This window comes from Anaerolineae bacterium (assembly GCA_013178015.1).
Classification (GTDB): Bacteria; Chloroflexota; Anaerolineae; order DRVO01; family DRVO01; genus Ch71.
Genome location: JABLXR010000011.1, coordinates 18,061 through 43,515, shown reverse-complemented (window position 1 = coordinate 43,515; position 25,455 = coordinate 18,061). Strand labels below are relative to the sequence as shown.

At 65.7% G+C, this 25,455-nt stretch carries 20 protein-coding genes; 13 read left to right on the top strand and 7 right to left on the bottom strand.

Annotated features, from left to right (window positions below):
• Positions 1-43: 43 nt before the first annotated feature.
• Positions 44-2,071 carry an excinuclease ABC subunit UvrB gene (gene uvrB, locus HPY83_05715; protein ID NPV07449.1) on the bottom strand — a complete coding sequence of 676 codons (2,028 nt, stop codon included), beginning with the start codon at positions 2,069-2,071 and terminating at the stop codon, positions 44-46.
• A gap of 540 nt (positions 2,072-2,611) precedes the next feature.
• Between uvrB and HPY83_05710 the strand changes: the two genes are divergently transcribed.
• Together HPY83_05710 and HPY83_05705 are read left to right on the top strand one after the other, a co-directional pair.
• Positions 2,612-2,872 carry a stage V sporulation protein S gene (locus HPY83_05710; GenBank protein ID NPV07448.1) on the top strand — a complete coding sequence of 87 codons (261 nt, stop codon included), beginning with the start codon at positions 2,612-2,614 and terminating at the stop codon, positions 2,870-2,872.
• Positions 2,869-3,708, top strand: a complete 840-nt coding sequence (locus tag HPY83_05705; protein ID NPV07447.1) for a PHP domain-containing protein — start codon at positions 2,869-2,871, stop codon at positions 3,706-3,708. Before HPY83_05710 ends, HPY83_05705 begins: the two co-directional genes overlap by 4 nt.
• A 24-nt stretch (positions 3,709-3,732) precedes the next feature.
• Here the strand turns inward: HPY83_05705 and HPY83_05700 are convergent, their stop codons facing one another.
• Positions 3,733-4,593, bottom strand: coding sequence for a stage 0 sporulation family protein (locus tag HPY83_05700; protein NPV07446.1), 861 nt, complete (start codon positions 4,591-4,593; stop codon positions 3,733-3,735).
• 6 nt (positions 4,594-4,599) lie between these two features.
• The gene (locus HPY83_05695) at positions 4,600-5,613 is read right to left on the bottom strand and encodes a DNA polymerase III subunit (protein NPV07445.1); all 1,014 of its coding nucleotides are present in this window, start codon (positions 5,611-5,613) and stop codon (positions 4,600-4,602) included.
• Between the two features lie 179 nt (positions 5,614-5,792).
• Here HPY83_05695 and HPY83_05690 point away from each other — a divergent pair, with 179 nt between their 5' ends.
• The gene (locus HPY83_05690; GenBank protein NPV07444.1) at positions 5,793-6,278 is read left to right on the top strand and encodes a hypothetical protein; all 486 of its coding nucleotides are present in this window, start codon (positions 5,793-5,795) and stop codon (positions 6,276-6,278) included.
• 3 nt (positions 6,279-6,281) lie between these two features.
• A complete protein-coding gene (locus HPY83_05685) occupies positions 6,282-7,169 on the top strand; it encodes a hypothetical protein (GenBank protein ID NPV07443.1) in 888 nt (295 codons plus the stop codon).
• Between the two features lie 16 nt (positions 7,170-7,185).
• Here HPY83_05685 and HPY83_05680 read toward each other — a convergent pair whose 3' ends face one another.
• The 4 genes from HPY83_05680 to HPY83_05665 form a co-directional block, all read right to left on the bottom strand.
• Positions 7,186-8,514 carry a VWA domain-containing protein gene (locus tag HPY83_05680; protein NPV07442.1) on the bottom strand — a complete coding sequence of 443 codons (1,329 nt, stop codon included), beginning with the start codon at positions 8,512-8,514 and terminating at the stop codon, positions 7,186-7,188.
• Positions 8,515-8,601: 87 nt separating this feature from the next.
• On the bottom strand, positions 8,602-9,243 hold the full coding sequence (locus HPY83_05675; protein ID NPV07441.1) for a MerR family transcriptional regulator: 642 nt from the start codon (positions 9,241-9,243) through the stop codon (positions 8,602-8,604).
• 93 nt (positions 9,244-9,336) lie between these two features.
• Complete coding sequence (locus tag HPY83_05670) at positions 9,337-11,679, bottom strand: transglycosylase SLT domain-containing protein (GenBank protein NPV07440.1); 2,343 nt, start codon at positions 11,677-11,679, stop codon at positions 9,337-9,339.
• 5 nt (positions 11,680-11,684) lie between these two features.
• Positions 11,685-12,386 carry a hypothetical protein gene (locus HPY83_05665; GenBank protein NPV07439.1) on the bottom strand — a complete coding sequence of 234 codons (702 nt, stop codon included), beginning with the start codon at positions 12,384-12,386 and terminating at the stop codon, positions 11,685-11,687.
• A gap of 195 nt (positions 12,387-12,581) precedes the next feature.
• Between HPY83_05665 and HPY83_05660 the strand changes: the two genes are divergently transcribed.
• From HPY83_05660 to HPY83_05620, 9 genes are all read left to right on the top strand, one after another.
• The gene (locus tag HPY83_05660) at positions 12,582-13,730 is read left to right on the top strand and encodes a ribonuclease D (protein NPV07438.1); all 1,149 of its coding nucleotides are present in this window, start codon (positions 12,582-12,584) and stop codon (positions 13,728-13,730) included.
• A complete protein-coding gene (locus HPY83_05655) occupies positions 13,727-16,252 on the top strand; it encodes a DEAD/DEAH box helicase (GenBank protein NPV07437.1) in 2,526 nt (841 codons plus the stop codon). The genes HPY83_05660 and HPY83_05655 overlap by 4 nt, the downstream gene beginning before the upstream one ends.
• Positions 16,252-16,623, top strand: coding sequence for a LysM peptidoglycan-binding domain-containing protein (locus tag HPY83_05650; GenBank protein ID NPV07436.1), 372 nt, complete (start codon positions 16,252-16,254; stop codon positions 16,621-16,623). The genes HPY83_05655 and HPY83_05650 overlap by 1 nt, the downstream gene beginning before the upstream one ends.
• 535 nt (positions 16,624-17,158) lie before the next feature.
• Complete coding sequence (locus HPY83_05645; GenBank protein NPV07435.1) at positions 17,159-17,875, top strand: response regulator transcription factor; 717 nt, start codon at positions 17,159-17,161, stop codon at positions 17,873-17,875.
• A 219-nt stretch (positions 17,876-18,094) separates the two neighbouring features.
• Positions 18,095-18,319: a Flp family type IVb pilin gene (locus tag HPY83_05640; GenBank protein ID NPV07434.1), complete on the top strand. Its 225-nt coding sequence runs from the start codon at positions 18,095-18,097 to the stop codon at positions 18,317-18,319.
• Between the two features lie 137 nt (positions 18,320-18,456).
• A complete protein-coding gene (locus HPY83_05635; GenBank protein NPV07433.1) occupies positions 18,457-18,894 on the top strand; it encodes a pilus assembly protein in 438 nt (145 codons plus the stop codon).
• An 8-nt stretch (positions 18,895-18,902) separates the two neighbouring features.
• A complete protein-coding gene (locus HPY83_05630; GenBank protein NPV07432.1) occupies positions 18,903-19,325 on the top strand; it encodes a pilus assembly protein in 423 nt (140 codons plus the stop codon).
• A 10-nt stretch (positions 19,326-19,335) separates the two neighbouring features.
• Positions 19,336-21,420 carry a VWA domain-containing protein gene (locus HPY83_05625; protein ID NPV07431.1) on the top strand — a complete coding sequence of 695 codons (2,085 nt, stop codon included), beginning with the start codon at positions 19,336-19,338 and terminating at the stop codon, positions 21,418-21,420.
• A 17-nt stretch (positions 21,421-21,437) separates the two neighbouring features.
• Positions 21,438-25,448: a DUF11 domain-containing protein gene (locus HPY83_05620; protein NPV07430.1), complete on the top strand. Its 4,011-nt coding sequence runs from the start codon at positions 21,438-21,440 to the stop codon at positions 25,446-25,448.
• The last annotated feature ends 7 nt before the right edge of the window (positions 25,449-25,455 follow it).

Genomic DNA, 25,455 nt, shown 5'->3' with positions numbered 1-25,455 from the left:
GCCACAGCCTATCCCCTATAACCTGTTCCCTATAACCTATCCCCTATTGCTTCCCTCTGATCCTCCAGAGGCGTTCCCACTCGGGGACGTCGCCACCCTGGAGTTGACGCCGCATTTCTTGGATCTGGTCTCGCAGGATAGCCGCCTTCTCGAACTCCAGCTCCGCGGCCGCCGCCCTCATAGCCTTCTCTAGCTCCGCGATGGTCCGCTCCAGGTCGCCCTCTGGTACCTCGCCTAGGTCAACGCTGTACGCGGCTCTGTCCTCGGAGATCCGGACGCGCTCAGTGAGGTCGTGCACCGCCTTGACGATGCTGGTGGGCTCGATGCCGTGCTCCTCGTTGTAGGCCATCTGAATGGCCCGGCGACGATTAGTCTCGCCGATGGCCCGCTTCATGGAATCAGTCATGGTGTCGGCGTACAGGATGACCTGGCCGTTCACGTGGCGCGCCGCCCGGCCGATGGTCTGGATCAGCGATGACTCCGAGCGCAGGAAGCCTTCCTTGTCGGCGTCCAGGATGGCAACCAAGGAGACCTCGGGAAGGTCCAGTCCCTCGCGGAGGAGGTTGATGCCCACTACCACATCGTACTTGCCCAGGCGCAGGTCGCGCAGAATCTCCACGCGCTGGAGGGTGTCTATCTCGCTGTGCAGGTAGTGCACCTTGAAGTTCATCTCGGCCAGATAGTCGGAGAGGTCCTCTGCCATGCGCTTGGTTAGCGTGGTGACCAGGGTTCGCTGGCCCCGATCCACCCGCCGCCTAATCTCCCCGATGAGGTCGTCTATCTGCCCCTGGGTCGGGCGCACGACCACCTCCGGGTCTACCAAACCAGTGGGCCGGATGATCTGCTCCACCACCTGCTGCGACCGCTGCAGCTCGTAAGGTCCCGGGGTGGCCGAGGTATAGATGACCTGCTTGACCACCTGCTCGAACTCCTCGAACTTCAGGGGCCGGTTATCCAGCGCCGAAGGCAACCGGAAGCCGTAGTCTACCAGGACTTCCTTGCGGGACCGGTCGCCGTTGTACATGCCTCGGATCTGGGGGATGGTCATGTGCGACTCGTCCACGATGAGCAGGTAGTCGTCGGGGAAGTAGTCTATCAGGCACCAGGGACGGTCGCCCGGCTTTCGGCGGGCAAGATGACGGGAGTAGTTCTCGATGCCGGAGCAGTAGCCCATTTCGCGGATCATCTCGATATCGTAGCGGGTGCGCATCTCCAGCCGCTGGGCCTCGAGCAGCTTGTCCTGACAGCGCAGCTCCTCCAGGCGCTGTTCCAGCTCCTCCTCGATGTCGCGCAGGGCGTCGGCGAGGACGGCTTCACGGGTGATGAAATGGCGGGCGGGGAAGATGGTCACCGAGGGATGCTCTTGAAGGATCTCGCCCGTCAAGGGATCAATCTCGGTGATGCGGTCCACCTGGTCGCCCCAGAACTCGAGGCGCAGGGCCGTGTCACGGTACGCGGGGAAGACGTCCACGGTGTCGCCGCGCACGCGGAACTTGCCCCGAGACGGACTCATGTCGTTGCGGTCGTAGTAGATGGCCACGAGGCGGCGCAGGAGCGACTCGCGGCGGAGTGTCTGTCCGCGGGCTACTTCCACTACCGTCTGCCCGTACTCGTCCGGGTCGCCGATGTTGTAGATACAGGAGACGCTAGCGACGATGATGACGTCGTCGCGGGTGAGTAAGGCCTGGGTGGCCGCCAGTCGCAGCTTCTCGATCTCCTCGTTGATGGCGGCGTCCTTCTCGATGTAGGTGTCCGTGCGGGGGATGTAGGCCTCTGGCTGGTAGTAGTCGTAGTAGCTGACGAAGTACTCGACGGCATTGTCGGGGAAGAACTCCCTGAACTCGGAGTAGAGCTGGGCCGCCAGGGTCTTGTTGTGAGCGATGACCAGGGTCGGCCGTCCCCAACGGGCAATGACGCTGGCCATGGTGAAAGTCTTGCCGCTTCCGGTGACGCCCAGAAGCGTCTGGTCGCGATAGCCGGCCTCGAGCCCATGGAGGAGCTTGTCCACCGCCTGTGGCTGGTCGCCCGTAGGCTGGTAGGGGGCAACGAGGTTGAACTCTGCTCTCTGCATCAAGGTGCTGCACCTCTTCGCTAACGGGAAAGGGTCTATCTTCCCAGTATAGCACGCTCGCGCAGGGCGCGGGAATCGGCCGAGAGAAAGCTGATCAGTGTCGGAGGGCAAATGCGCTCGCGCAGCAGTCGGACGCGGCGGTACTTAGGCGACAACCTTGGGCGCTGGGGCCCTCTCGCGCCTGAGCGCGCTGACCCCTCGGGGGCTGTTGAGTCCCGGGCCCCGCAGGAGGCCAAGCTGGCCCATTGGCTTGGCGCAGAGCACGCTCCTGGGCGACCGACAAGGCTCGCGTTGGCTCGCCAGGCTTGCCGAGGCGAGTATTGGGCGTCTTCGGGGCGTGCTCCTACGCTGGCGGACCGATTATGCCCTCTGTCGCTGTTGTCAGATAGACAGTCTGCCGCTATTCTTGACCAAATCGTTATTGCGGGCGATGACCGGCAGTCGGGCCTGGCAACGGCCAGCGGGCAGAGCCAGTTCGCTTCATCGAAGCTCGTCGAGGTGTCGCGTCAAAGCTGTGTGACGGCATGGGAGGCTGGCGCAATGGACGTCATCAAGGTATCCGCCCGGTCTAGATCAACGTCAGTGGCAGGGGCGATCGCGGGTGTAATCAGGGAACAAAAGCGGGCCGAGGTACAGGCAATCGGGGCCGGGGCGGTCAACCAGGCGGTCAAGGCGGTGGCTATTGCCAGGGGCTATCTTGCTCTCGACGGGCTGGACGTGATATGCATACCGGCGTTCGCCGAAGTGGACATAGACGGGCAGGAGCGAACCGCCGTGAAGCTCATCGTCGAGCCTAGATGACGAGGCGGGCCGATCTGCATACGCATACCACTGCTTCCGACGGCATGCTCAGGCCGTCGGAGCTGGTTCTGGCGGCGGCGCAGGCGGGGCTGCAAGTCCTGGCAGTGACCGATCACGATAGCACCGATGGCGTGGCCGAGGCTCTAGCGCAGGCCGAAAGCCTCCCCCTGGTGATGGTGCCCGGGGTGGAACTGAACGCACGCACTCCTCACGGCGAGGCCCACATACTGGGGTACTTCGTGCAGTTCGACGACCGCCGACTCACCCGCCGGCTGGCGGAGCGACGCTCGGCGCGCGACCGCCGGGGCGAGGCCATCGTGCGCCGGCTGGGCGAGTTGGGCTACAAGCTGTCCTGGAGCCGGGTGCTCGACATCGCCGAGGGGGGAAGCGTCGGCCGGCCCCACGTGGCTCGAGCCTTGGTGGAGGCGGGCTACGCCGAAGACGTGGATGGCGCCTTCCGCGCTCTCATCGGCAAGGGGGCCCCGGCCTACATCCCCACCCCGTCGCTGGCCGCTGAGGTAGCTGTTCGCTGGATCCTGGAGGCAGGGGGAATACCCGTCTTCGCTCATCCGTTGCACGTGCTCCAGGCACTGCCGTCTCTGCGCAAAGAAGGGCTTGTGGGACTGGAGGTGTACTACGGCGCCTACAATGCCGAGGAGATGGCGCTGCTGGCCCGATTGGCAGAGAGCGAAGGGCTACTGCAGACGGGAGGCAGCGACTTCCACGGCAATGAGGTCATGGCTACGGCTGGTCTGGGCAGCGCACCTCTCCCCTGGGGGCATGTAGAGAGGCTCATGGAGTACGAACGGGCCCGACACCAGGTGGTTCGAGGCTGAGGCGGTCGAGGAGCGGCTTCGGCCCTATCGGCGCGAGCCTCGGGCAGACGTGCCGGCTCCTCTCGGCTCAAGTGCCGGCCTTTCGGTTCCGGGGGCTACATCCGCGGCTGGCAGCTCGATCGTCCGCTCGTCGGCCAGCCGGACGGAGATGGTTTCGCGGATGACATTCACATCGGTGACTACGCCCGGCCCCTCGGGCGTGGTCACCGGCTCTCCCTTCTTCGGCAGGGCTGCCCTCATCTTCACGTAGTAGTCGTCCTCATAGGCCAGGCAGCAAAGCAGCCGCCCGCAGGCTCCCGATATCTCCAGAGGGTTGAGGGACAGGTTCTGATGCTTGGCCATGCGGATCGAGACCTTGCTGAACTCCTGCAGCCAGTCCCTGCAGCAAAGGAGCCGACCGCAGATGCCCTGATCGCCCACTAGCTTGGCCTCGTCCCGCACACCCACCTGGTGCAGGTCTATCCGGGTACGGAAGGTACGGGCCAGCGCTCGCACCAGTTCGCGGAAGTCTACTCGGCCTTCGGCGGAGAAGTAGAACATCAGGCGGCTGCCGTCGTAGTTGTACTCGGCCTTGAGCACCTTCATGGGCAACTTGTACTCCGACACCAACTCGCGGCAGCGCTGAAGCGCCTCGGGCTCGCGCTCCCACAGGCAGTGCATCTGGAAGAGCTCCGGGCTGGTGGCCCGCCGAAGCACCGGCTTCAGCTCGCCGACGACGTCTCCCGGGGCAACCTCCATGGGGCCGGCCTTCACCACGCCTACATCCCGGCCCCGGCTGGTCTCCACTAGGACGCGATCTCCCACAGAGAGGTCAGGCAGGTGCTCGCAGCCGAAGTAGTAGGGTTTGGTCTTGGGTCGGAACTGGACCGCGACGATGAGAGGCATAGGCTGCTATCGTCCTCGAGCATCCGGTAGATGGGTGGCAGGCACGGGACGCGGCGGCCCGGGGAGCCGCAGCACCAGGACACTGAGCGCCAGGCGCAGGTTGACATTGCGCCGGATCATAGTCTCGATCTCGGCCACCCCCGCCAGGACGCGAGCCGCCTCGCAAGGCGACAGCCCCGGTAGAGGCGCCGGGCGTTCCGCCTCAGGCAGGAGGTAGCCCCCTCGGGCCCCGGCGCAGGCTAGCATCTGGTCGTGCCACCATAGCCGCCAGACGTCCAGCGCCTCAAGGACTGCTTCCCGAGGTTCCCGCCCCCACAATTCCGAGTAGCGCAGCCTCTCCGCTCGGCGTCTGTGGGGCAAGTCGGCCGCCGAAGCCAGAGCTTGCTCCCGACGCTGCTGCACCTGGGGATCCTCCAGTGCCCGGATCGCCCATCCGGGCCGGCCGGCCGCCTGGGCTGCCAGAACGGCCGCTTCCTCCGGGGCCAGGCCGCGCCGTACGAGTTCGTCCCCTATTTCGGACGCCGCCACTGGCCGCAGGGAGATGACCTGGCAGCGAGAGACGATGGTGGGAGCGAGCAAGTCGCGCTCGGTGGCTGTCAGGAGAAGGAGGACGCGCGGTGGAGGCTCCTCCAGGGTCTTGAGGAGGGCGTTCTGTGCCTCCCGGGTGGCTAGCTCGAACTGGGTGAGGATGCGGATCTTGTAGTGGCTTTCCTGAGGCGACAAGGGCAAGTCCGACTCGACTTCGCGGACCTGCTCGATGCCGAAGTTGCCGCCGACCGGCTCCACCACTGCCACGTCCTGGTGGGCGTTCCGGGTGATGCGGCGGCAGGGGAGGCAGCTACCGCAGGGCCGCGCGCCCTCGTCGGGAGACTGGCAGTTGAGAAACATGGCTAGAGAGAGCGCCAGGGTAGTCTTGCCCACCCCCGGCGGCCCCAGGAACAAGTACGATTGGCGCAGGCTCCCGGCCTGGTGCTGGCGCTTAAGGTAGTCGAGAGCCCACTGATGGCCTATCAGGGTCACATCCCGTAAGGAAGCTGTGTCAAATCATTGTCATTGTAGCATGGGCTTTCGGCGCGAGAAAGGTGACAGGCTCTGAGCGGAGATCTCGCCGCGGAGGCTGCTGAGAAGGACCGGGGTGGGCGCTTGCCCGAGACAGGCTACCAGCTAGAATTGCCCCAACCGATACAGGAGAAGGTGTCATGGAGCTACTCACCGTGCCCATCGAGAAGCCGGAGGAGTCGAACGTCATCCTGGGACAGAGCCACTTCATCAAGACGGTCGAGGACCTGTACGAGGCTCTGGTGAACGCGGTGCCGGGGATCAAGTTCGGGCTCGGTTTCTGCGAGGCATCGGGGCCGCGCTTGGTGCGGACCACCGGAACGGATCCGGAGTTGACCGAGCTAGCCGGGCGCAATGCCCTGGCGGTAGCGGCGGGGCACTTCTTCGTCATCGTGCTGGGCCAGGGAGTCTTTCCGGTAAACGTCCTCAACGCGGTGAAGATGGTACCTGAGGTGTGCCGCGTCTTCTGCGCCACCGCCAACCCGGTACAGGTGCTGGTGGCGGAGACGGACCAGGGTCGGGGCGTAGTGGGCGTGGTGGATGGTTTCACCAGCCTGGGAGTGGAGTCCGACCAGGACGTGGCCGAGCGGAAGGCGCTCCTGCGGCGCTTCGGTTACAAGCAATAGCCTTTGGCGCGGGTCATCTTCGTCTTCCTGGACGGCTTGGGGCTGGCCACCTCCCCGCCGGATTGTGGCTCCCGGGCCGCTGCGGACAACCCGGTCTGTCTCTACCGCTGGAGCTACCTGAAACCCCTGCTGAAGTCGGGGATCCTGCTTCCGTTGGACGCGACGCTTGGGGTGGAAGGCACCCCCCAGAGCGCCACGGGACAGGTGTCGCTGCTCACCGGGAGGAGTGCCCAGAGGGAACTGGGCCACCACCTGGCCGCTTACCCCAACGCCCAGTTGCAGGACATCCTGGGGAGAGACAACGTCCTCAAGCGGGTCGCCAGCGCTGGGCTCCAGGCGACCTTCGCCAATGCCTACACTCGACAGTACTTCGAGCTGGTGGAGGCCGGCAAGCTCCGGCACTCGGCCACCACCCTCTGCGTGCTCTCGGCCGGGCTGCCGTTCCGGCTGCTCGAAGACCTCCTGGCCGGCCGGGCAGTGTACTGGGACATCACTAACGTGCACCTGCGCCAGCGTGAGGGCTACGAGCACGTGCCGGAGATCGGCCCTCAGGAGGCGGGCCGGCGGTTAGCACGGCTGGCGTACGATCACGCCCTGGTGCTCTTCGAGTGCTTCGAGCCCGATCGGCTGGGCCACCAGAAGGACCGCGAGGGAGCCCTGGTGTTCCTCTCGGTGCTGGATCGTTTCCTGACCTCGTGTGCCGAGGCCATGCCCTTGGATGCCACCTTGGTTGTCTCGAGCGATCACGGGAACCTCGAGGATCTCTCCACTGGTGCCCACACCAGCAACCCAGTACCGCTGCTGGCCCTGGGGGCGGGGGTGGAGGAGTTCGCCGGGGCCACCAGAATCACCGACGTGGCCCCGGCCATCTACCGCCTGTTGCGGGTCTAGGCGAGGTGGTGCTCTGTCACTTGGGTTTGCCCTGGGGCCGGCGCTTCGGCTGGCGGTAGTCGCGTTGGCCACGGCTGAAAGCCTGGCTCACAAACGACATCTCCTTGGCGACATCAGGAGACATCGGGGTGCTCACCCTATCCGACAGGTCACGTAAGTCGCGCACTGCCTGCGTGAGTTCCGCATCATCGGCAGCCATGGCCGCGATCATGGCGCTGGTCTTCCTGAGCAGGTCGCCGGCCGCGTTGGTGTCGCCCTGCTGGTTGAGGTAGCTTGCCCTCTGACGAGCCCGGGCGCTCTCGTGCAACCCAGCCCAGTGGATGACTCCTCTGTCTCGCTGCTCCCTCTCGGCCTCCTGCTCGGAAGCGTAGGTGAAAGCCAGCTCCTGCCAGCTACCCTGCTGGGCGACCCCGCCTGAGGTCCAGGTGACACGGGCGCGGATGCGCTGGGCACTTCGCTGGCTTCCGGGCGGCAAGCGGAGCCTCGCCACGAGGTGGCGCTCCTCCCCCGCGGTCAAGTCTCCTACGGTCACCCTCCAGCCCCCTGTGGGAGAGGTCCGTTCGGCCCAGTAGGCGCTCACGACCTCGAAGTCGACCCCAGATCCAACCTCAACCTCGAGGCTGACGCCGGTGGCGACGGTGTGCAGCAGAGCGCCCAGTTCGCCGGCGAATGTGGACAGGATGTCGTCGGGGTGCCGCAAGTGGTGGAACTGCCCACCACCGGCCACCGCCATGGGTCCGAGTAGACCCTCATCGTAGTCAGAGCCAATGCCGAAAGTGCTGGTGGTGATGCCAGTTCGGACGTGAATCTGGGCGGCTTCGGAGGCGATGGTCTCAGGATCTGTCTGTCCCACATTGGCGAGCCCATCAGTGAGGAGGAAGACGCGGGCAGGCCGGCCGAGTGATCGCCCCGGATCATCATCGGCGATGGAGTGACAACCGGTGAGCCAGCCCTCGTGCAGGGCGGTTGAGCCCCGGGCATGGACTCTGGCCAGTTGCTGGCTCAAGTGCCACTTGAGGGCGTCGGTCGCAGCAGTAGATGGCTGGAGGACGTCAATGTGATCGTCGAATATGACCAGTGACACTCGGTCGTGCTCATTGAGCCTGGCGAGGACCTGCAGGACCGCCCGCTTGGCCGTTTCGATCTTTGCGCCCGACATGGACCCGCTGCGATCGAGCACCAGGCCTAGGCTCAAGGGCAGGCGCTGCCGATCGCGCTCCGTGACGGGGTGACGAGTGGCGTCGGCTCGGAGGTGAAAGTCTACGTACCGGCTGTCTCCACGTGACGGAACCAACGTGGCTTCGGGCGAGATGCTGAACCTGATGATGGAGTTACCAGCGGACATGGGAACCTCCTCGGAGTGACTTCAGAACAGCTGGTAGGGACGGACGCTTATGTATGTTAGCTCGAGGGCAGACAGCGGGATGGGCCCCTATGTCCCCCTCTTTGTTTCTTGTGGTGCCCCACGGGGCACGGGTTCTGCGTGAGAGCTGGGAGCGGTTCGGCGGGATGGCTCGTACCTTCTGGCCTGCTCGATCAAGCGGCGGATGAGGTTGGCGTAAGGTGTTTCGGCGTCGGACCGGATGTGCAATTCCAGTCCCGGACCCAACTCCACCCGACGCCAACAGTCGGACGGCGGTGGCGGCTCAGAGGCAGCAGGCGTGGTCCTTGCCAGCGGCTTGACGGCGCGCTGGGAGAGCGGGTGACCCACCTGGCCTTCGCCAAGAGCCTGCTCGCCGCCTTCGCCGCCCCTCGCTCGGGCCAGCAGATAGGAGATGAATTCACGTGGGGACGCGGCGCCCGAGGGGCGCAGTGCTCGCTCCTGCTGCTCCTCGCTCTCTAGCAGGGCCTGGGCCTCTTCCAGGGTCAGGTGGCAGAGCTGATCCTTGATGTCGGCGAGGAGCACGCGCCGCTCGGCCAGCTTCCGGGCCAGGAGCAGCTTGACCAAATGCTCCTGGCCATACGCGGCAGCCTTCCCTCGGGACTCAGCACCAGGGATGATCCCCTCGGCGATGTAGTAACGGACGGTGCGCACGGGCACGCCCGCGCGCTGGGCCAGCTCTTCAATGGTCAATTCCGTGCTCATGGCGCCATTATAGCCAGTGACAGTGTCACTGTCAATAGTGCGGCCCACTTCAGTGGCGGAGAGGGCGGGCGCCCCGGCGGGTCACTCGCGATAGAGGCGTATGTACTGGAGGTAGTTGGGCAGGACCGTCGCCAAGTACTTGCGCGTCTCGGAGAAGGCCACGGTCTCGTAGAAGAGATCAGGATCGGAGCCGGCGCGGGCGGCCCACTTGGCCGCGTTGCCTGGTCCGGCGTTGTAGGCGGCAAGGGCGGCGCAAGTGTCTCCACCCAAATAGTCGAGCTGGGTCTTGAGGTACCAGACTCCGTAACGGATGGATACGTGGGGACGGAGCAGGAGAGCGGCGCTGTAGCTCTGGTCCCCGAGCTGACCGGCGATCCAGTCTCCGGTGGCGGGCATGACCTGGGCCAGGCCCTGGGCCCCGGCCGAGGAACCGATGACGGCGTCGAACAGGCTCTCCTGCCGCATGAGGGCGAAGAAGAGCAGGGGATCAATGCCGTTGGCGGCCCCCTCCTGAATGACTAGGTCGGAGTAGTAGGTCGGGTAGACCAAGGACCAGATGAAACGGGGGACCTCGGTCTCGGCGTTGGGGGTAGTGTAGATGATGTTGGCAGCGCACTGGATGGACGGGCGGTAGAGGCCGTTATCCCGCAGCCAGAGGGCTAGCGAGTACTGGGCAATGCCATCGCGTGCCAGGTCACGGCTCAGGCTGAGGGCCAGCTCCACCACTCTAGAACGCAACCCCAGTTGGAGGAACTCCTGAGCGGTCCGGAATCGTGGGTCGTCCCGAACCGAGGCAGGCAGCTCTCCCGGATGCCACGCGGCGTCGTAGCGCGCTTGCAGCCAGGCTTCCGCCTCCGCTCGGCCGGCGTCAGCTTCCGGCAGAAGTAGGTTGCCGGCGCCGGGCTGGCGCAGGGGGTCCTGACCGGAGAGAAGGACACGGGCTCGGTAGGAGTAGTACCCGTCGGATGCGGCTGCCTCCTGCAAAGGGCCCGCCGCCCCGCCTGCGTCCCCCTGGGCCAGGAGGGTCCGGGCGAGCCAGAAGGCGTAGCGAGAGCGATCGTCGCAGCCCGCGCACAGGTCGGCGGCGGTCTGGAAGTAGCTCCGCGCTCCTTCCCAGTCGCCTTGGCGGAACCGGATGAGCCCGGCTAACAAGGCTCCTTCTCGGCCTTCGTTGATGTCGCCGTAGGTCTGGTAAAGCCTGGCGTACTCCTCCAGAGCTCGGTCGGTGCTGCCCACCTGCTCCAGCAAGCTGCCGGCTGCGAGCAGGGCCTTGGGCGCCAGCTCGTGGGTGGGATAGGAGTCGGCCAGCGACCGGTAGGCCAGGACGGCGTTCTCGAGATCTCCGGCACGGGCTAAGGTCTCGGCACGGGCGAACTGGGCCCGGGGTGCGTCGGGGCTTTCCGGTGAGGCCAGCGCGGCATCGAAGTGGGCCAAGGCGGCGACGGTATCTCCCAGGGAGCGGTAGCTGAGGCCGGCCAGGTAGTGGGCGCTGCCGGCGTTGTCGGGAGGGGCGCTGGCCAAGTAGCGTTCGAAGGCGGCCGCGGCCTGCTGGTAGGCTTTGGCATAGTAGTTCACCAGGCCCCGAAGGTACTCGTCCACCTCCTGCCCGGCGTTGAGGAGCTCGATCAGAGCCGGATGAGCCCACCGAGAGCGTGGGTGGTGCTGGATGAGGGCGCGCAGCCGTTCGATCCCGGCCTGCTCTTGCCCGGCAGCGCGCTCGGCCTGAGCCCAGCGATACTGGTAGCGGGCCAAATCCTCTTCTGGGACGGTGGCTGCCTCCGCGCGAAGCAATTCGAGCGCGACCGACTGCTGCTCAGAGAGGATGAGCGCCTCTGCGAGCTTGAGTGTCACCTCGAGGCGCGCGGGGCCGGCGGCGAGCCGGTCGTGCGCCATGCGGTAGTAGTGAGCAGCCACGCCCCACTCCCCGGAGGCGGCGAACGAGTCGGCAGCCCGGCTGAGGGCTTCCGCTTCAGCGGGGCTGCCGGGCCTGAGGTAGAAGAAGGCCACAAAGAGAGGCGCCGCCTGGCTGTGGTCGCCCGCGGCTTGCAGCGCCACCGCCTGGCGGAAGAGAGCCACCGACCGCGGGCCGCGATCGTAAGTGGAGAGGGCGAGGGAGTGCCAGACCTCGGCCGCCTGGGACCAGGCCTCCCGTAGCTCGTGGCACTCGGCCAGCTGGGCAAGGGTCTGCAACCGGTCCGGACCCTGGAGATGAGGCAGCAATGCCTGCAGTGCCCCTGCGGCCTCTTCGTACCGACCGTCGTGCTTGAGGGCGAGCGCCGAGGACAGGGCCACCTCCTGCGAGGGATCGGCCGCTGCCGATGGCGCTAGGACGAGAGCCCCGGCCAGCACCGCGGCGGTGGCTGCCAACCGCAGCGCCAGCGAAAGCAGCCGGCCCGGCAGGGCCGAGCGGCGTGAGGCGGGCACGGTGCTTAATCCGGGCACAGAATGCGGCCGCAGGAGGTGCAGGTGACCAGGTCCTGCCCCTGCTGGGCTCTCTGGATGACGTTAGTGGGAAGCTGGACGCCACAGGCGCCGCAGGTGCCGTGCCGCAGGCGGGCGACGGCTCGGCCTCCCTTGCGGGCCTTAAGTGAGTCGTAGCGGCTAAGGATGGCGGCCGGGAGCCGGTCTCGCTCTTGGGCGATGGCCTGCTGCAGCCGCCGGGCCTCCACTTCTAGCGCTTCCTGCTCTTGCCTGAGGCCGGCCGTGCGAATGGAGTGCTCTTGAGTCAGGAGCTGCGCCTCAGCTGCGATTTCGCGGTGCGCCTTGCTGTTCGACTCGATCTCTATCATCAGGTTCAGCATCTGGTCTTCTAGCTGGGATAGGCGGCGGGCCAGGGATTCGCCCTCCGCTTCCAGGCTGGCCAGCTCGCGGGGATTCCCCACGGTGCCACTGTACAGGCGCTGCTGGCCGGTCTCGCGCTTGGCTCGCACAGCCGTGGCCTCGGCCTCCATCTCCCGCAGGCGACGACGCAGCGCCTCGATCTCGCCCTCTAGGTGGGCGGCCTGCTCCCGCGCTCGCACGAGAGCCTCGGGCTCGGCATACTGCTCCTGGATGTCGCGCAGCCGGGCCAGGGCCTTAGCGCGGGCGTCCTCGGCGTCCTGGAGGTTGGCGAGGTCGTCCACCGTAGACATAAGCTCATCTCCTCGGGGCATTCTGCCATTGTACGATCACCGGTGGATCTGCTCAACCAACGGGCAAGCCAGCTGGGCCCGGCAGCGTCGACCGCGGGGCCGACCTGGCGGAGGCCATCAGGCCTGTGGCCGGGCCGCGACTGAGTCTGCTATAATGCCGACCGCATGTCACATGCCCCCGCGAGAATGGTGCCAATGAGCGTCCCGGACGTCAACCACATACTGGTGGATCGCCAGGAGGCTCTGGATGCCCTGGCGGAACGCCTGGGACGTGAGCCCGCCTTCGGATTGGACACCGAGTCCAACAGCCTTTATCGCTACTGCGAGCGCGTGTGCCTCATCCAGATCTCCGTGCCCGGAGCTGACTACGTCGTGGATCCTCTGGCGGTGGACCCCGGCCCGTTGCGGGCGGTGCTTGCCAGCGCCGAGGTGCAGAAGGTGATGCACGCGGGCGAATACGACATCATGTGTCTCCGGCGCGACTACGGCTTCGATTTCTGCAACGTGTTCGACACCATGATCGCCGCCCGGACCCTAGGCTTGGACGAGATTGGGCTGGCTCCGCTGCTCAAGCAGCACTTCGGCGTTGCCCTCAGCAAGCGGCTGCAGCGAGCCAACTGGGAACAGCGCCCTCTTCCGCCTCCGTTGCTCCAGTACGCTGCCCTGGACAGCCATTACCTGCTGCGATTGAGGGACCTCCTGTTGCGGCGCCTTCAGGCGGAGAGGAAGCTGGCGGAGGCGGAAGCCTCCTTCCAGGAGGTGTGCCGGGCCTGTTGGCGGCCCAAGGAGTTCGATCCTGAAGGGTACCTGCGGCTGTCAGGCGCCCGGAAGCTGGGGCCTCGGGAGCGCCTGGTCCTGCGTGAGTTGTACCGGTGGCGGGAGGAGGCGGCACAGCAGGTCGATCGCCCTCCCTTCCGGGTGGCCCGGTCGGACGTGTTGCTGCGTCTGTCCATGCTCCAGCCCAAGAGCGTGTCCGCGCTGGAGATGGTGGCGCCTCGGAACGATGGCTTGGTCCTGCAGCGGGCTCAGGAGGTACTGGAGTGCATCCGCCGGGGACAGGCAGCCGAGGCAGCGGAACCCGGGGACTCGCGCGCCCGTCGTCGCGGCCCCAGCCTGAGGCAGCGGGTGTACGACCGATTGCACCGGTGGCGTCGAGAGCAGGCGGAGCGGTTGGGCCTGCCCATGGAGAAGGTGCTGGCCTCGGAGGCCTTGAGCGAGTTGGCAGATCGCCGTCCTCGCACCCGGGGCGAGCTGGAGGCATTGGGCTGCCTGGCACCGGCGCAGTTGCAGCGACACGGCGGTGCCATCTTGGCCCTGCTCAACGCCGACGGCGGCAGCGAATGACTCTGGCGCAGCTCATCGAGCGCCTCCGGCTCGACCCCTCCTTCATGGCCAACGTCACGGCGTGGCACGTCTTCCCGGAGAGGGCGGCGTCTTACGCGCCCTTCCCGGAGATAGATCCGCGCCTCCGGTCCGCCCTGGAGCGCCGGGGGGTGCGACAGCTCTACTCCCACCAGGCGGAGGCCATCGAGGCCATCGGCCGAGGGGAGAACGTGGCCGTGGTCACTCCCACGGCGTCAGGCAAGACCCTCTGCTACAACTTGCCCGTCCTCAACCGGGTGCTGCAGGACCCAGAGGCGCGGGCGCTGTACCTGTTTCCCACCAAAGCCCTCTCCCAGGATCAGATGGACGAGGTACACGACCTCATCGGCCTGGCGGGGGCCGACATTCGCACGTACACCTACGACGGCGACACCCCGGGCGAGGTGAGGCGGCGGGTCCGGGAGGCGGGCCACATCGTGGTGACCAATCCGGACATGCTGCATACCGGGATACTCCCCCATCACACCAAGTGGGTGGACCTGTTCGAGAACCTGCGCTACGTGGTGATAGACGAGATACACACCTACCGCGGCATCTTCGGCAGCCACGTGACCAACGTGCTGCGTCGGCTCAGACGTGTCTGCCAGTTCTACGGCAGCAACCCCCAGTTCATCTGCTGCTCGGCCACCATCGCCAACCCAGGAGAACTGGCGGAGCGGTTGTTGGAGCTGCCCGTCACCCTCGTGCACCGGAACGGGGCGCCCGCGGGCGAGAAGCACTTCATCATCTACAACCCTCCGGTGGTGAACCGTGAGCTGGGCATCCGGCGCTCGGCAGTACTGGAAGCCAGGCGCATCGCCGGGCAGTTCCTCAGCCACGACGTGCAGACGATCGTCTTCGCTCGCACCCGATTGGTGACCGAGGTGCTGCTCACCTACTTGCAGGACTTCGTCGTCTCTCAGGGCAAGCCGCGGGACAGCGTCCGCGGGTATCGGGGTGGGTACCTGCCCCTGCAGCGGCGGGAGATCGAGCGCGGCTTGCGGGACGGCTCGGTCCGGGGAGTGGTAACCACCAATGCCCTGGAGCTGGGCATAGACATCGGTCAGTTGTCGGCATGCGTGATGACTGGCTACCCCGGGACTATCGCCAGCACCTTGCAGCAGGCGGGGAGGGCAGGGCGGAAGCGGGACATATCCATCGCGGTGATGGTGGCCAGCTCCAGCCCGCTCGATCAGTACGTGGCCCGGCACCCCTCCTACTTCTTCGGCAGGACTCCCGAGTCTGCCTTGATCAACCCGGACAACCTCCTGGTGGCGGCCAGCCACATCAAGTGTGCCGCCTTCGAGTTGCCCTTCCGGGAGGACGAGGAGTTCGGCCGCTTCCAGGGACTGCCTCAGATGCTGGAATACCTTCAGGGCGAGCAGGTCCTGCATCGGGTAGATAGGACCTGGTACTGGATGAGCGAGCAGTACCCTGCCAATGAGATCTCGCTTCGCACGGGAGTGACGGACAACTTCGTCATCATAGACACCACCGAGGGCAGTCGCGTCCTGGGTGAAGTGGATCGGTTCAGCGCCCCCATGCTCATTCACGAGGACGCCATCTACATCCATGAGGGTCGTCAGTTCCACGTGGATCGGCTGGACTGGGATGAGGCCAAGGCATACGTGCGCTCGGTGGACGTGGACTACTACACCGACGCTGACCTGGCGGTGAACGTCAAAGTAATTGACGTATTCGAGCAGGAAGACCGCGGCCGCACCCGAGCGGCGCATGGCGAGGTGCTGGTGGCGGCTCTGGCGACGGTGTACAAGAAGATCAAGCTCTACACCCATGAGAACGTGGGCTGGGGCCAGATTCACCTGCCCGAGCAGCAGATGCACACTTCGGCCTTTTGGTTTAGCCTGCCGGAGCCCACCGTTCAGGCTCTGATCGAGAGGAACCTGTGGCGAGTGCCCGTAGTGGACTACGGGCCCAACTGGCGCACCCAGAGGCGGCGGGCACGCGAAAGGGACGGGTTTCGCTGCCGCCACTGTGGGGCGCCCGAGCCACCGGGCCGCGAGCACGACGTCCACCACCTGCGGTCGCTGCGGGAGCTCGGCTATGGGCCCGAAGGCGGGGACTTCGAGCAAGCCAACGCGCTCGACAACCTGGTGACCCTGTGTCGCGCCTGTCACATGAAGGCAGAGGCCCCGCGGATGATGCAAGGAGCGCTTACTGGAGTCGCGAGCCTGGCCCGCCACGTGTCGGCGCTCTTCCTGATGTGCGACTCGCGCGACCTGGGCGTCTTTGCCGAGGTTCGCTCTGTGTTCACTCGGGAGCCCACGCTCTTCATCTACGACAGCGTGCCTGCAGGGATCGGGCTGAGCGAGCGACTATACCGGGGGCAGGCACAGGTGTTGCAGGCCGCTCTGGAACAGGTGGAGGCCTGCCCCTGTGAGTGTGGCTGCCCCTCTTGTGTCGGACCGGTGGGCGAGACGGATCAGGCGGCCAAGGCCAACACCATCGCCCTGTTGCGATACCTCACGGAGGCGGAGGATTGATGAGACATCGCTCCTTGCTGGGGCCGGCCCTGGCCCTGCTGTTGGCGGCATGCACTGCCCAGACGGCTCAGGAGGCCCGCACGCCCACTCCCACTATGACACCCCGGCCTACGTTCACCTCCACCCCGCGTGCTACAGCCACTCCGGTGGCCACCGCTACCCCTATGGCCACCCCTACGCCGGTGGCCACGGATACTCCGGAACCGGAGCCTACCCCAACGCCGCAGATACACGTGGTGAGAGCGGGGGAGACCCTCTCCGGCATCGCGGAGGCCTATGGGGTCAGCTTGAGCGCGCTGATCGAGGCCAACGACATCACCAACCCTTCGCTGGTTCTGGTGGGCCAGGAGCTGATCATTCCCTCATCGTAGGGGCTGCCGCATCTACAGGACGCCACAGAACGCGGTTGACGCTGATTCACGCCCATCAGAAGGAGAAGGACGAAGGCTAGTCAGCACTTAAGCAGCGGTATCAGCCTGCCACTCCCTCCCAAACTGGCGGGACGCCGAAAGAGGCGAAGGCCAGGTCGGCCGTCACCAGACGCACCTCATCGATGAGAGCTTGGGCGGCGAGCACGTGGTCTAAGGGATCGCAGTGATCACCTGGCTTCCTGCACGCTCACCACCTTGGGCATTCGGACCCTCCGGATGTAGGCTCCTGAACTCACTGCCCGACGGGACACGTCTCAAGTCAAGGTGTCCTCCCTTGGAGCGACCATGACCCTGACAGTGCCCCGATCCATGCCCACCTTCTTCGGAGCCTCCACTACCTCCTGACCAGCGGCAACCAACGTCATCCGCGTTCCCTTCCCCCGTGGTCCCAGCTAAAGCCTGTCGCCGAAATGCCGATATATTCACCAGACGCCAAGAGCTTTGACAGATCTGACAGGGGAGGTCGGCGGCGAGCGTGATGCAGACTGCTGAGGACGGGGCCATGCGGGTCCTCATCGTTGACGACCACCCGGTCTTCCGGGAGGGACTGCGGCACATACTGGAGGCCGACCCGTCTATAGACGTGGTAGGGGAGGCCGACACGGGCGATATGGCCCTGCGTGAGGCACGCCGGCACCTGCCCGACGTGGTAATCCTAGACGTCAACATGCCTGCCCTGGACGGGCTCCAGGCCGCGAGGCGTATCTGCCAGGAACTGGATGAGACGCGGGTGGTGCTGCTGACTGCCTTCCACGATGAAGAACAGATGATGCGCGCCTTCCGGGTGGGAGTGTCTGCCTACTACGCCAAGGACGTACCTCCGGGAGAGCTCCTTGCGGCCCTGCAGGAGGTACGGTCGGGCCGATACGTGGTTCAGGGGCGGTGCATGACTCGGGAGGAGCTGGGCGCGTGGCTCACTCGGAGGCTGAGAGGGGTGGCCGAGGAGGGGGAGCTACCGGAGGAGGCGTGTGTCCCGCTCACGGCGAGGGAGATGGAAGTACTAGTGAGCGTGGCGCATGGGATGAGCAATAAGGAGATCGCCCGGCATCTCAGCATAAGCGAGCAGACGGTCAAGAACCACATGAGTTCCATTCTGAGGAAGCTGAGAGCCGCGGACCGCACCCAGGCGGCCATGTACGCTGTGCGGCACGGCTGGGTGCGGCTTCAGGACCTGGTCGATGCCGGAGCGTGAGCCGGTCGGGGCCGTCAGAGGCGATCTTTACGAAAGCTTTACGCTGGTAGTACACCCGTCCTATTCATTGCAGGGGAGTATCTACCTATATTAAGGGCGAAAGCAGCCACGAACCTGATCCAGTGAAGATTTATCCGCCCCTATTCATGACTGGGCCAGGGGATGGCTGTAAGGACAGCTGAACGGGAAAGGGGGTGACGGGCGATGATGTGGACACTGATGCCGTACTGCTTGCAGGCACTCGAGTTCATCCGCAGGCCGTTCCGGCGGCAAGAGGGGCAGGGTCTGGTGGAGTACGCGCTGATCCTGGTTCTAGTGGCGCTCGTGGTGATCGCGGCGCTGATTCTGCTGGGCAACCGCATCGGCGGGGTATTCGGGACGGTCAATGACAGCCTGGATCCCGCGGCCATCGCGGCGACGGCGACGGCTCTCGCGGGCTCGTAGCGAGGGAAGTCAGCAGAGACAGGAGGCGTCACTCCAGCCACCCAGGCCGCTGAGTGACGGAGCAGCGACGGCCGAGCCTCACCAGACACGCAGTGGCAGGTGAGGCTCGGTTCTCTTTCCCGCGGTGAGTGGCCTCGATGAGGAAGACAGACAACCTGAGAGAGGAGCGGGGGAGTGCGCTGGTGGAGACGGCGTTTGCCAGCGTGTTCCTTACTCTGCTGGTGGTAGCCGTCTTCGAGTTTGGCATGGTGTTCTCCTCCTACGTCGCCGTGATCAGCGCTTCCCGAGCTGGAGCCAGCTACGCCTCCATGCACCCCAGCCCGGCCGACCCCGACTACAACCGCTACGCCGACGTGGCCCGCAACGAACTGCGGGCGGCCTTCCTGGACATGCGAGAGGTCTCCATCCTTCCACCGGAGACGCCCGAAGGTATGGCTCCAGGGCAACAGGTGCGGGTGACAGTCACTTACCGGCTGCGTACGTTCACCAGCGGCATCTCCTTGCCCATCATGGGGCGCCTGGGCCTTCCCGATTCGTACACCGTGAGCTGGACCACGGCCATGCCCATCCGATGAGCGCAGAGATGTCACCCAACCACTTCGCCAGAGAAGACGGGCAAGAAGCGGTCGAGTTCGCCCTGTCGGTCCCCTTGCTCATGGCCCTCATCGTGGGCTTCCTCTACATGGGGCTGATACTGTACAGCCAGGTCACCCTGACCAACGCCGCCCGAGTGGGCACCAGCTACCTGGTGCGCGAGCCGTTGGCGAGCGACGATGAAGTGGAGAACGTGATCCGGGCCAGGCTCGGCATCCTCGATCAGACAGCTGTCACGATCGAGATAAGCCCTCCGCGCGACGAGCGAGTCCCCTACGTCCAGGTGGACGTCAGCCTGAGATACAACGCGCCCGTTCCCACCATCTCGTTCCCCAACTTCGGGGGTGGGTCTCCCATTGCCGTGGTACGCCCCCTCCAGCTACGGGCGGACTCGACGCTGAACGTGGAGTGAAGGAGGGCATGTGAAGCATAGGCACAGCTTGTTATCGGCCCAGAGCGGGCAGTCGCTAGCCATCGTGGCCTTAGGGATGGTCGTGCTTCTGAGCGTAGCCGGCCTGGTGGTGGACGTGGGAAATGCTTACGCCCTGCAGAGAAAGGTGCGCAATGCCGCCGACGCCGCCGCGCTGGCCGGTGCCAGGGAGCTCGCCAGCCGCAACCTGACCACGAACGCCAACGTACTCAGTGCGGCGCGTCGCTACGCCGCGCTCAACTATGTATCGTCAGACAACCTCGAGGTGTGGTACGCCGACGTGGACGGGAACCCTCTCCAGCCAGTCAACAACGACGGCTTCGCCCCGCCCGCAGAGGTCGGCGGCGTGCCGGTGGAGAGCGTGCTGGTCGAGGCGCGTGGGTCAGTCATGGCTTACCTGGCTCACCTGGTCGGGGTGCACTCGTTTCGGGCGGCCGAGCGATCCCTGGGCAGGATCATGTGCGGCGCCTGTTCTGCCGGCGACCTCTTCCCGGCTGCGGTCTCCCTGGATACCTTCGCTCACAACGGGGGAGTCCCGCTAATTGGCCCCCCATACATTTTCTGGGGCGACCCCACCGCCCCCGGTAGCTTCGGCTGGCTGTCGTGGAACACCGATCCCGGCCACACCAGCAATACCACTCTCGTCTTCAACATCGCCAACCGTCACAGCAGCGGTCGGTGGCACGTAGGCGACTGGATCCCCACCGGCCCGGGCGTGATGCCCAGCCATGGCGTGAGCTCGGCCATTGACGCGCTCATCGCCAGCGGCGAGAACACAGTCACTGTCCCCGTGTACAACGCCGTGACCGGCACCGGGGAGGGAGTGCATTACCAGGTCGCGGGCTTCGTCAGGCTGGAGATCACGGGGTACAACTTCACTGGAAAGGACAAGTACCTGCAGGGCAACTTCGTCCGTTGGGTGGAGGGCGACGCCGAGGGCGGCTGCGCCGACATGGGCGTGTGCGTGGTCAAGCTGAGACCGCCGATGACGGAGGCCAGGAGCATCGCCGGAGTGGTTTCCATCTGGGAATCCCGGTTGGTGGTGCCACCGGGGGGCGACCGGTTCCCGGTTGATGTGGTCAACGTCGTAGACACGTCCGGCAGTATGAACGACCGCTGGAGTCCTGGGCAGGAGACCAGGCTAACCACGGCCAAGAGGGCCCTCAGCGAGTTCCACGACTACTTGATGCCGGACGTGGGCGACCGGGCCGGGCTGGTGACGTTCCCGGCGATCAGCAGCGGGGAGTGGTATTCCTTGCTCTGTGGCTCTGCCTGGAAGAACACCTACTACCTGGGTCAGCCGGTCTTGGGGCTGACCTCCACCGTGGGGAGTCTGCAGGCTGCCATAGAAGCTCTCTCGGCCACGGGGGGAACAGCGCTGGCTTCGGCGGTTCAGGTTGGCCGTCACACGGTCCTTCCCGAGGGCGCGGCCACGCCCGGGCGCACGCCTGTGCTTATCGTCGCCAGCGATGGCATACCGAACTGCACTATTGACGGGCGGTGGACGGGCTTCAGCGACGACGGAGCCACCTCCCTGCCCTGCAACGCCATGGCGGAGCAGCACGCCATAGAGCAAGCCAACATCGCCAAGCAGGCGGGCATAGAGATCTACACCATCGCTATCGGCGATCACTTCGACAGCAGCGTGCTCAGGGCCATGGCGAGCGAAGACACCGATCCGAGCCGGCCCCACTTCTACCAGGCCGACGATCCGGCGGAACTGGAGGAGATCTACCGCACCATCGCCCGACGCCTGTTCGGCGAGCGACCCACCTGCACTGTCGACGAGTTCGAGGCCACTGGCGAGGGTGCCACCGTATCCATCTACAAGGACGGGAGCCTCTACGCGACGACCACGGCGTCCGCAACGGGAAGCTATGTGTTCTCCAACGTCGAGCCTGGGCAATACGTCTTCGCCGTGAACCTGCAAAAGTACGGGTTGACGTATGATGTGCTCACCGAGGTCATCGGCGGCCCCGCGGCGAGCAGCCCCATCACGATCACGGTGGGTCAGGGTACCGGCACCTATCTTCGTGACCTCTACGTGAAGACTTCCACACCTCTAGTCTGTCCCTAAGGCAGAGGAGGTAGCTCTTGAGACTGCGACCTTCAGCCAGGCGCTTGGCAACCGGCGTCGGGGCGTTGCTGGCCGCCCTCTTGGTGGCGGTAGCGCCTGCGGGCGCTTTCGTAACCCAGACGGTGCTGGATTTGGTGCCCGACTTTGCCGACGGCGCCTTCCGGCGCACGGGGCTAATCAACATCCCGGCGGAGAACATCAGCGGGGTGCAGCTGATGCCCATCGGCCTCTCGGGCGAGTGGGTTCTGGATCAGACCTCCCTGCCGGTGCCTCTCCAGGAGATGGCGGCCCATGCCTGGGGAAACTGGATCTACGTGGTGGGCGGCCGGCTCAGCAACGGGCAGGCGAGCAACCGGGTGTTTCGGTTCACCGTGGCCGAGGACGGCAGGATCGCCAGCGTGACCGAGCACAGCCCTCTGCCCGTAGGCCTGATCGGGGCGCAGACGTTCCTACGCATGGCCTACGGGGCCTACGGCGACGCCTACCTCTACGTGGTGGGAGGGCTGATCGGCGGCACCCAGGTATCGCGTAAGGTGTATCGGGCACCCATCAGTATCTACACCGGCGCCCTCGGTCAGTGGACCGCCCTGCAGACTGAGCTTCCCTTCGGTCTCTTCTACTCGGCCATCGCCCAGAAGGTCAACGATGTCTACCTCATCGGTGGTATCGCCTACTCCGGCACCTACGCTACCGTCTCCAACGTGTTTCGGACGACCATCCTGATGAATGGGGAGATCACGCCTTGGGACTCCTACATCGGCCCGGGGGGGACGGTGGAGTCCGAGCTTCCGCCGAGCTTCTCCGCCGGCGTGGCGGCAGCCCGCGCCATCATCTACCAGGATGACGCACGGTCTACCATTTACCTCATGGGGGGACGGAGCCAAGCCTCGGGACAGGTGGACAGCAGCGCCCTGGTGGCGGTGGCCGCGGCCGACATAGACCGATACGGCAATCTGTCGGAGTGGAAGGAGTCCGGGGCTCACCTGCCGGTGCCCATCCATGGGCACGGTGCCGTCCTGGTAGGGAACAGCGAGATACTGCTGGCCGGCGGCCGGACCGACCCCAGTGATCCCGAGGCTGGGATACAGAGCAACGTCCAGGCGGCCCTCATAGACCCGGATAACCCCGAGTTTCCCCTGTACGACTGGAACCCCGATCCGGACGAGTGGAACGTGTGGCAGACCGGAGTTCCTTTCCCTGACGGGCAGGTACGCGCCTATCACGGTCTGGTGAAGGTGGGAGACTGGATCTACGCCCTGGGCGGCAGCAATGCCGCTAACACGCCCACCAGCACTATCTATCGGGGGCGCCTGTCAGGGGTGGGGGCGCTGTATGCCCCCGATGGAGTCTACGAGTCGCCCACCATGACTCTGTACGATGGCACCGACCCCAGTGCGGCTCCCGACCTGATGCGGGTGGAGTGGCAGGCGGTGCTACCCGTGGGTTCGCTACACATGGAGTACAGCTGGAAGCCGGTCGGCGGCGAGTGGACGGACTGGCTGGAGCTCGGGGATTCGGTGGCGGGCCAGAACGTGGCCACCTTCTCCCCTCGGCTGGAGAGCGTGGCCCAGTTCCGCTTCCGCGCCACCTTCAGCAGCGTCCACCCCTACGATCGCACTCCCAGGCTGGAGGCCGTGCGGGTGGTGTACGACGCGCCTCCCCCCGATCTGGCGGTCTCTCTCAGTTCCAGCAAGCCCCACGTGAGGCCGGGCGACACCGTCTCTTTCACCGCCCAGTACCAGAACGTAGGCGGCGTGACTGCCGAGGGGGTCGAGGTGGTCTGCACCCTGCCGCCGTACCTTACCAACCTGTCCAGCGGCTGGGTGGAGGTGGGACCCCATACCTACAGGTTCGCAGTGGGGACGGTGGCTGCCGGCGGGGCGGGCAGCGCCAAGATCACGGCGCAGGTAGGTCAGATCCCCGAGGGAGTAGAGACCCTGGAGACACGCGCCACCGTGTCCTTCCCGCCCATGCGGGATCTAGACGCTAACCTGGTCGCAGATCCAAATGCGGCCAACGACTCTGCCTCGGTGACTGTCTCGGCCACCCCTCTGGCCATCACCGGGACGCTCTCCGCCACTCCGGCCGCGGGGACGCCAGTCAGCCCGGGCGATGCCCTGGAGTACCGGCTCGACTACACCGTGAGTGGAGGCACGGGCACCAGCGGGATAGTGATCTCGGTGGCAGTGGACGCCAACAAGCTGGTGGAAGTACAGCCTCTGGACGGTGGGCTGATGGAGGGGAGCACCGTGCGCTGGTACTTCCCGGCTGCCGTCCCTGCCGGCTACCAGGGGACTGTGCGTCTCCAGGCGCGGGTGAAGCGGCCGCTGGCGAACGGGACTGAGATCGCCCTCACCTACGTGGCTTCCTCCAACGACCTGCCGGCGGCTGCGGTGGCCAGCATCAGCCACCCGGTGGCCTCTCAGCCTCGGGTGACACTGCAAGGGAGCGCCGATCCCGCGGCTGGCAGCAGCGTTCTGCGGGGCCAGACCATCACCTACCGGTTCGTCTGCCTGAACGACGGGGGAGAGAACGCGTCCGGGATAGCGGTTAGTGCTTCCTTGCCCCCGGAGGTGCAGGTCGTGTCGGTGGAGCCGGCGGGGACCATATCGGGTCAGTCGGTGGCCTGGAGCCTGGGAAACCTCCCGATAGATACCCCTCGGGAGCTAAAGATCGTGGGGCGTGTTGCCGATACAGCAGCACATGGCCGAATAGTCACGGTTGGGGCCCAGCTGACTGGTACTGGAGTACCAGCAGTCTCGGTCCAGGTGCAGCATACGGTGAGAGTGCCGGCGGCCCTCAGCATAGCGAAGACGGTGGATCCCGCTCAGGCGGTGCGCCCCGGGGACATGCTCACCTACCGGGTTGCCGTCACCAACCTGGGAGGAGAGCCATCGGGCCCGATATCAGTCACCGACCCGGTGCCATCGTACACCTCTGACGCGGATGGGTTGGCGGTGAACTCGATGGTCAACTGGTCGGCCCAGGGGCTGGCAGGAGGTCAGACTCTGGTGTTCGAGCACCGGGTGCGGGTGAACGATCCCATCAGTGAGAGCATCACTGACATAGTGGCCGGGGCGGCGTCAGCATCGCACGCGGGGGTAACGGTGCGCAGCGGAACCCTTCGCACACCCGTCCAGCACTGGCCCAACCTATGGGTAACGGTGAGCGATGGCCGCACCGTGGTCAAGCCTGGGGATGCGTTGACCTACTCGGTGCACTACGGGAACCGTGGAGGGGCCACCCAGGGTGTGGAACTGGTGGCGGATCTGGGTCCGGAGCTGGAATGGAAGGGCGGTAGCGGCTGGCAACCGGTGGGGGACGGGCGCTACCGGCTGATCGTGGGGGCACTGGGCACCGAAGAGCGGAGCGCCTCTTTCGAGGCCCGCGTGTCGCCCTCGATTGACGGCGACGACCCTACGCTGGGCCTGCGCGCGGAGGTCACCATCAGCGGGGCCGACCCGGACGCCGACCCTCATGACGACCGCAGCGTGGACGTGGACATCGTCTCCGGACCGGATCTGGCAGTGCTCTCGTTCACTGCTGTGCCTGCCTCGCCCTTCCGGGAGCAGTACCTGACCCTGCAGGTCGAGGTGGGCAACATCGGTCCGAGCCCTCTGGGGCCCCATGCTACACAGGCGGGTCAGGAGCAAGTCATCCTGGAGGTCTACGCTCGCAGGGCGGTGTCGGAGCCGCCCTCAGGGCCGCTGGACTCGATAGGGGGGTACTGCGCCGAAGCCGGCTGCCAAGTCACGCGTCCGAGCTTCCGCAGCGCCATACCAATCGGTTCGCTGACGCCGGGGGCTACCGTGACGGTCAACTTCGCTAACCTACTCCACCTGACCGAGGCGGGTCTTCTGGACCTCTATGCTCAGGTGGACGTAGGCGGCGATCCCGTATACGGGGGCTTTCGAGAGGGGAATGAGCTCAACAACCTGGCCAGCCTGAGGCGATTTGCCGTGTTCGACCTAGGGCCGGAGAGCGCGGCGTACTGCTTGCCCCTGGTGTTGAGGGGTTCGGAGTGGTGATCTGGCG

Coding starts and splice junctions, on each gene's coding strand:
- HPY83_05635 (NPV07433.1), top strand. CDS start 18,457: ATGAGGAAGACAGACAACCTGAGAGAGGAGCGGGGGAGTGCGCTGGTG.
- HPY83_05665 (NPV07439.1), bottom strand. CDS start 12,386: ATGTCTACGGTGGACGACCTCGCCAACCTCCAGGACGCCGAGGACGCC.
- HPY83_05690 (NPV07444.1), top strand. CDS start 5,793: ATGGAGCTACTCACCGTGCCCATCGAGAAGCCGGAGGAGTCGAACGTC.
- HPY83_05660 (NPV07438.1), top strand. CDS start 12,582: ATGAGCGTCCCGGACGTCAACCACATACTGGTGGATCGCCAGGAGGCT.
- HPY83_05700 (NPV07446.1), bottom strand. CDS start 4,593: ATGCCTCTCATCGTCGCGGTCCAGTTCCGACCCAAGACCAAACCCTAC.
- HPY83_05630 (NPV07432.1), top strand. CDS start 18,903: ATGTCACCCAACCACTTCGCCAGAGAAGACGGGCAAGAAGCGGTCGAG.
- uvrB (NPV07449.1), bottom strand. CDS start 2,071: ATGCAGAGAGCAGAGTTCAACCTCGTTGCCCCCTACCAGCCTACGGGC.
- HPY83_05640 (NPV07434.1), top strand. CDS start 18,095: ATGCCGTACTGCTTGCAGGCACTCGAGTTCATCCGCAGGCCGTTCCGG.
- HPY83_05650 (NPV07436.1), top strand. CDS start 16,252: ATGAGACATCGCTCCTTGCTGGGGCCGGCCCTGGCCCTGCTGTTGGCG.
- HPY83_05680 (NPV07442.1), bottom strand. CDS start 8,514: ATGTCCGCTGGTAACTCCATCATCAGGTTCAGCATCTCGCCCGAAGCC.
- HPY83_05705 (NPV07447.1), top strand. CDS start 2,869: ATGACGAGGCGGGCCGATCTGCATACGCATACCACTGCTTCCGACGGC.
- HPY83_05655 (NPV07437.1), top strand. CDS start 13,727: ATGACTCTGGCGCAGCTCATCGAGCGCCTCCGGCTCGACCCCTCCTTC.
- HPY83_05710 (NPV07448.1), top strand. CDS start 2,612: ATGGACGTCATCAAGGTATCCGCCCGGTCTAGATCAACGTCAGTGGCA.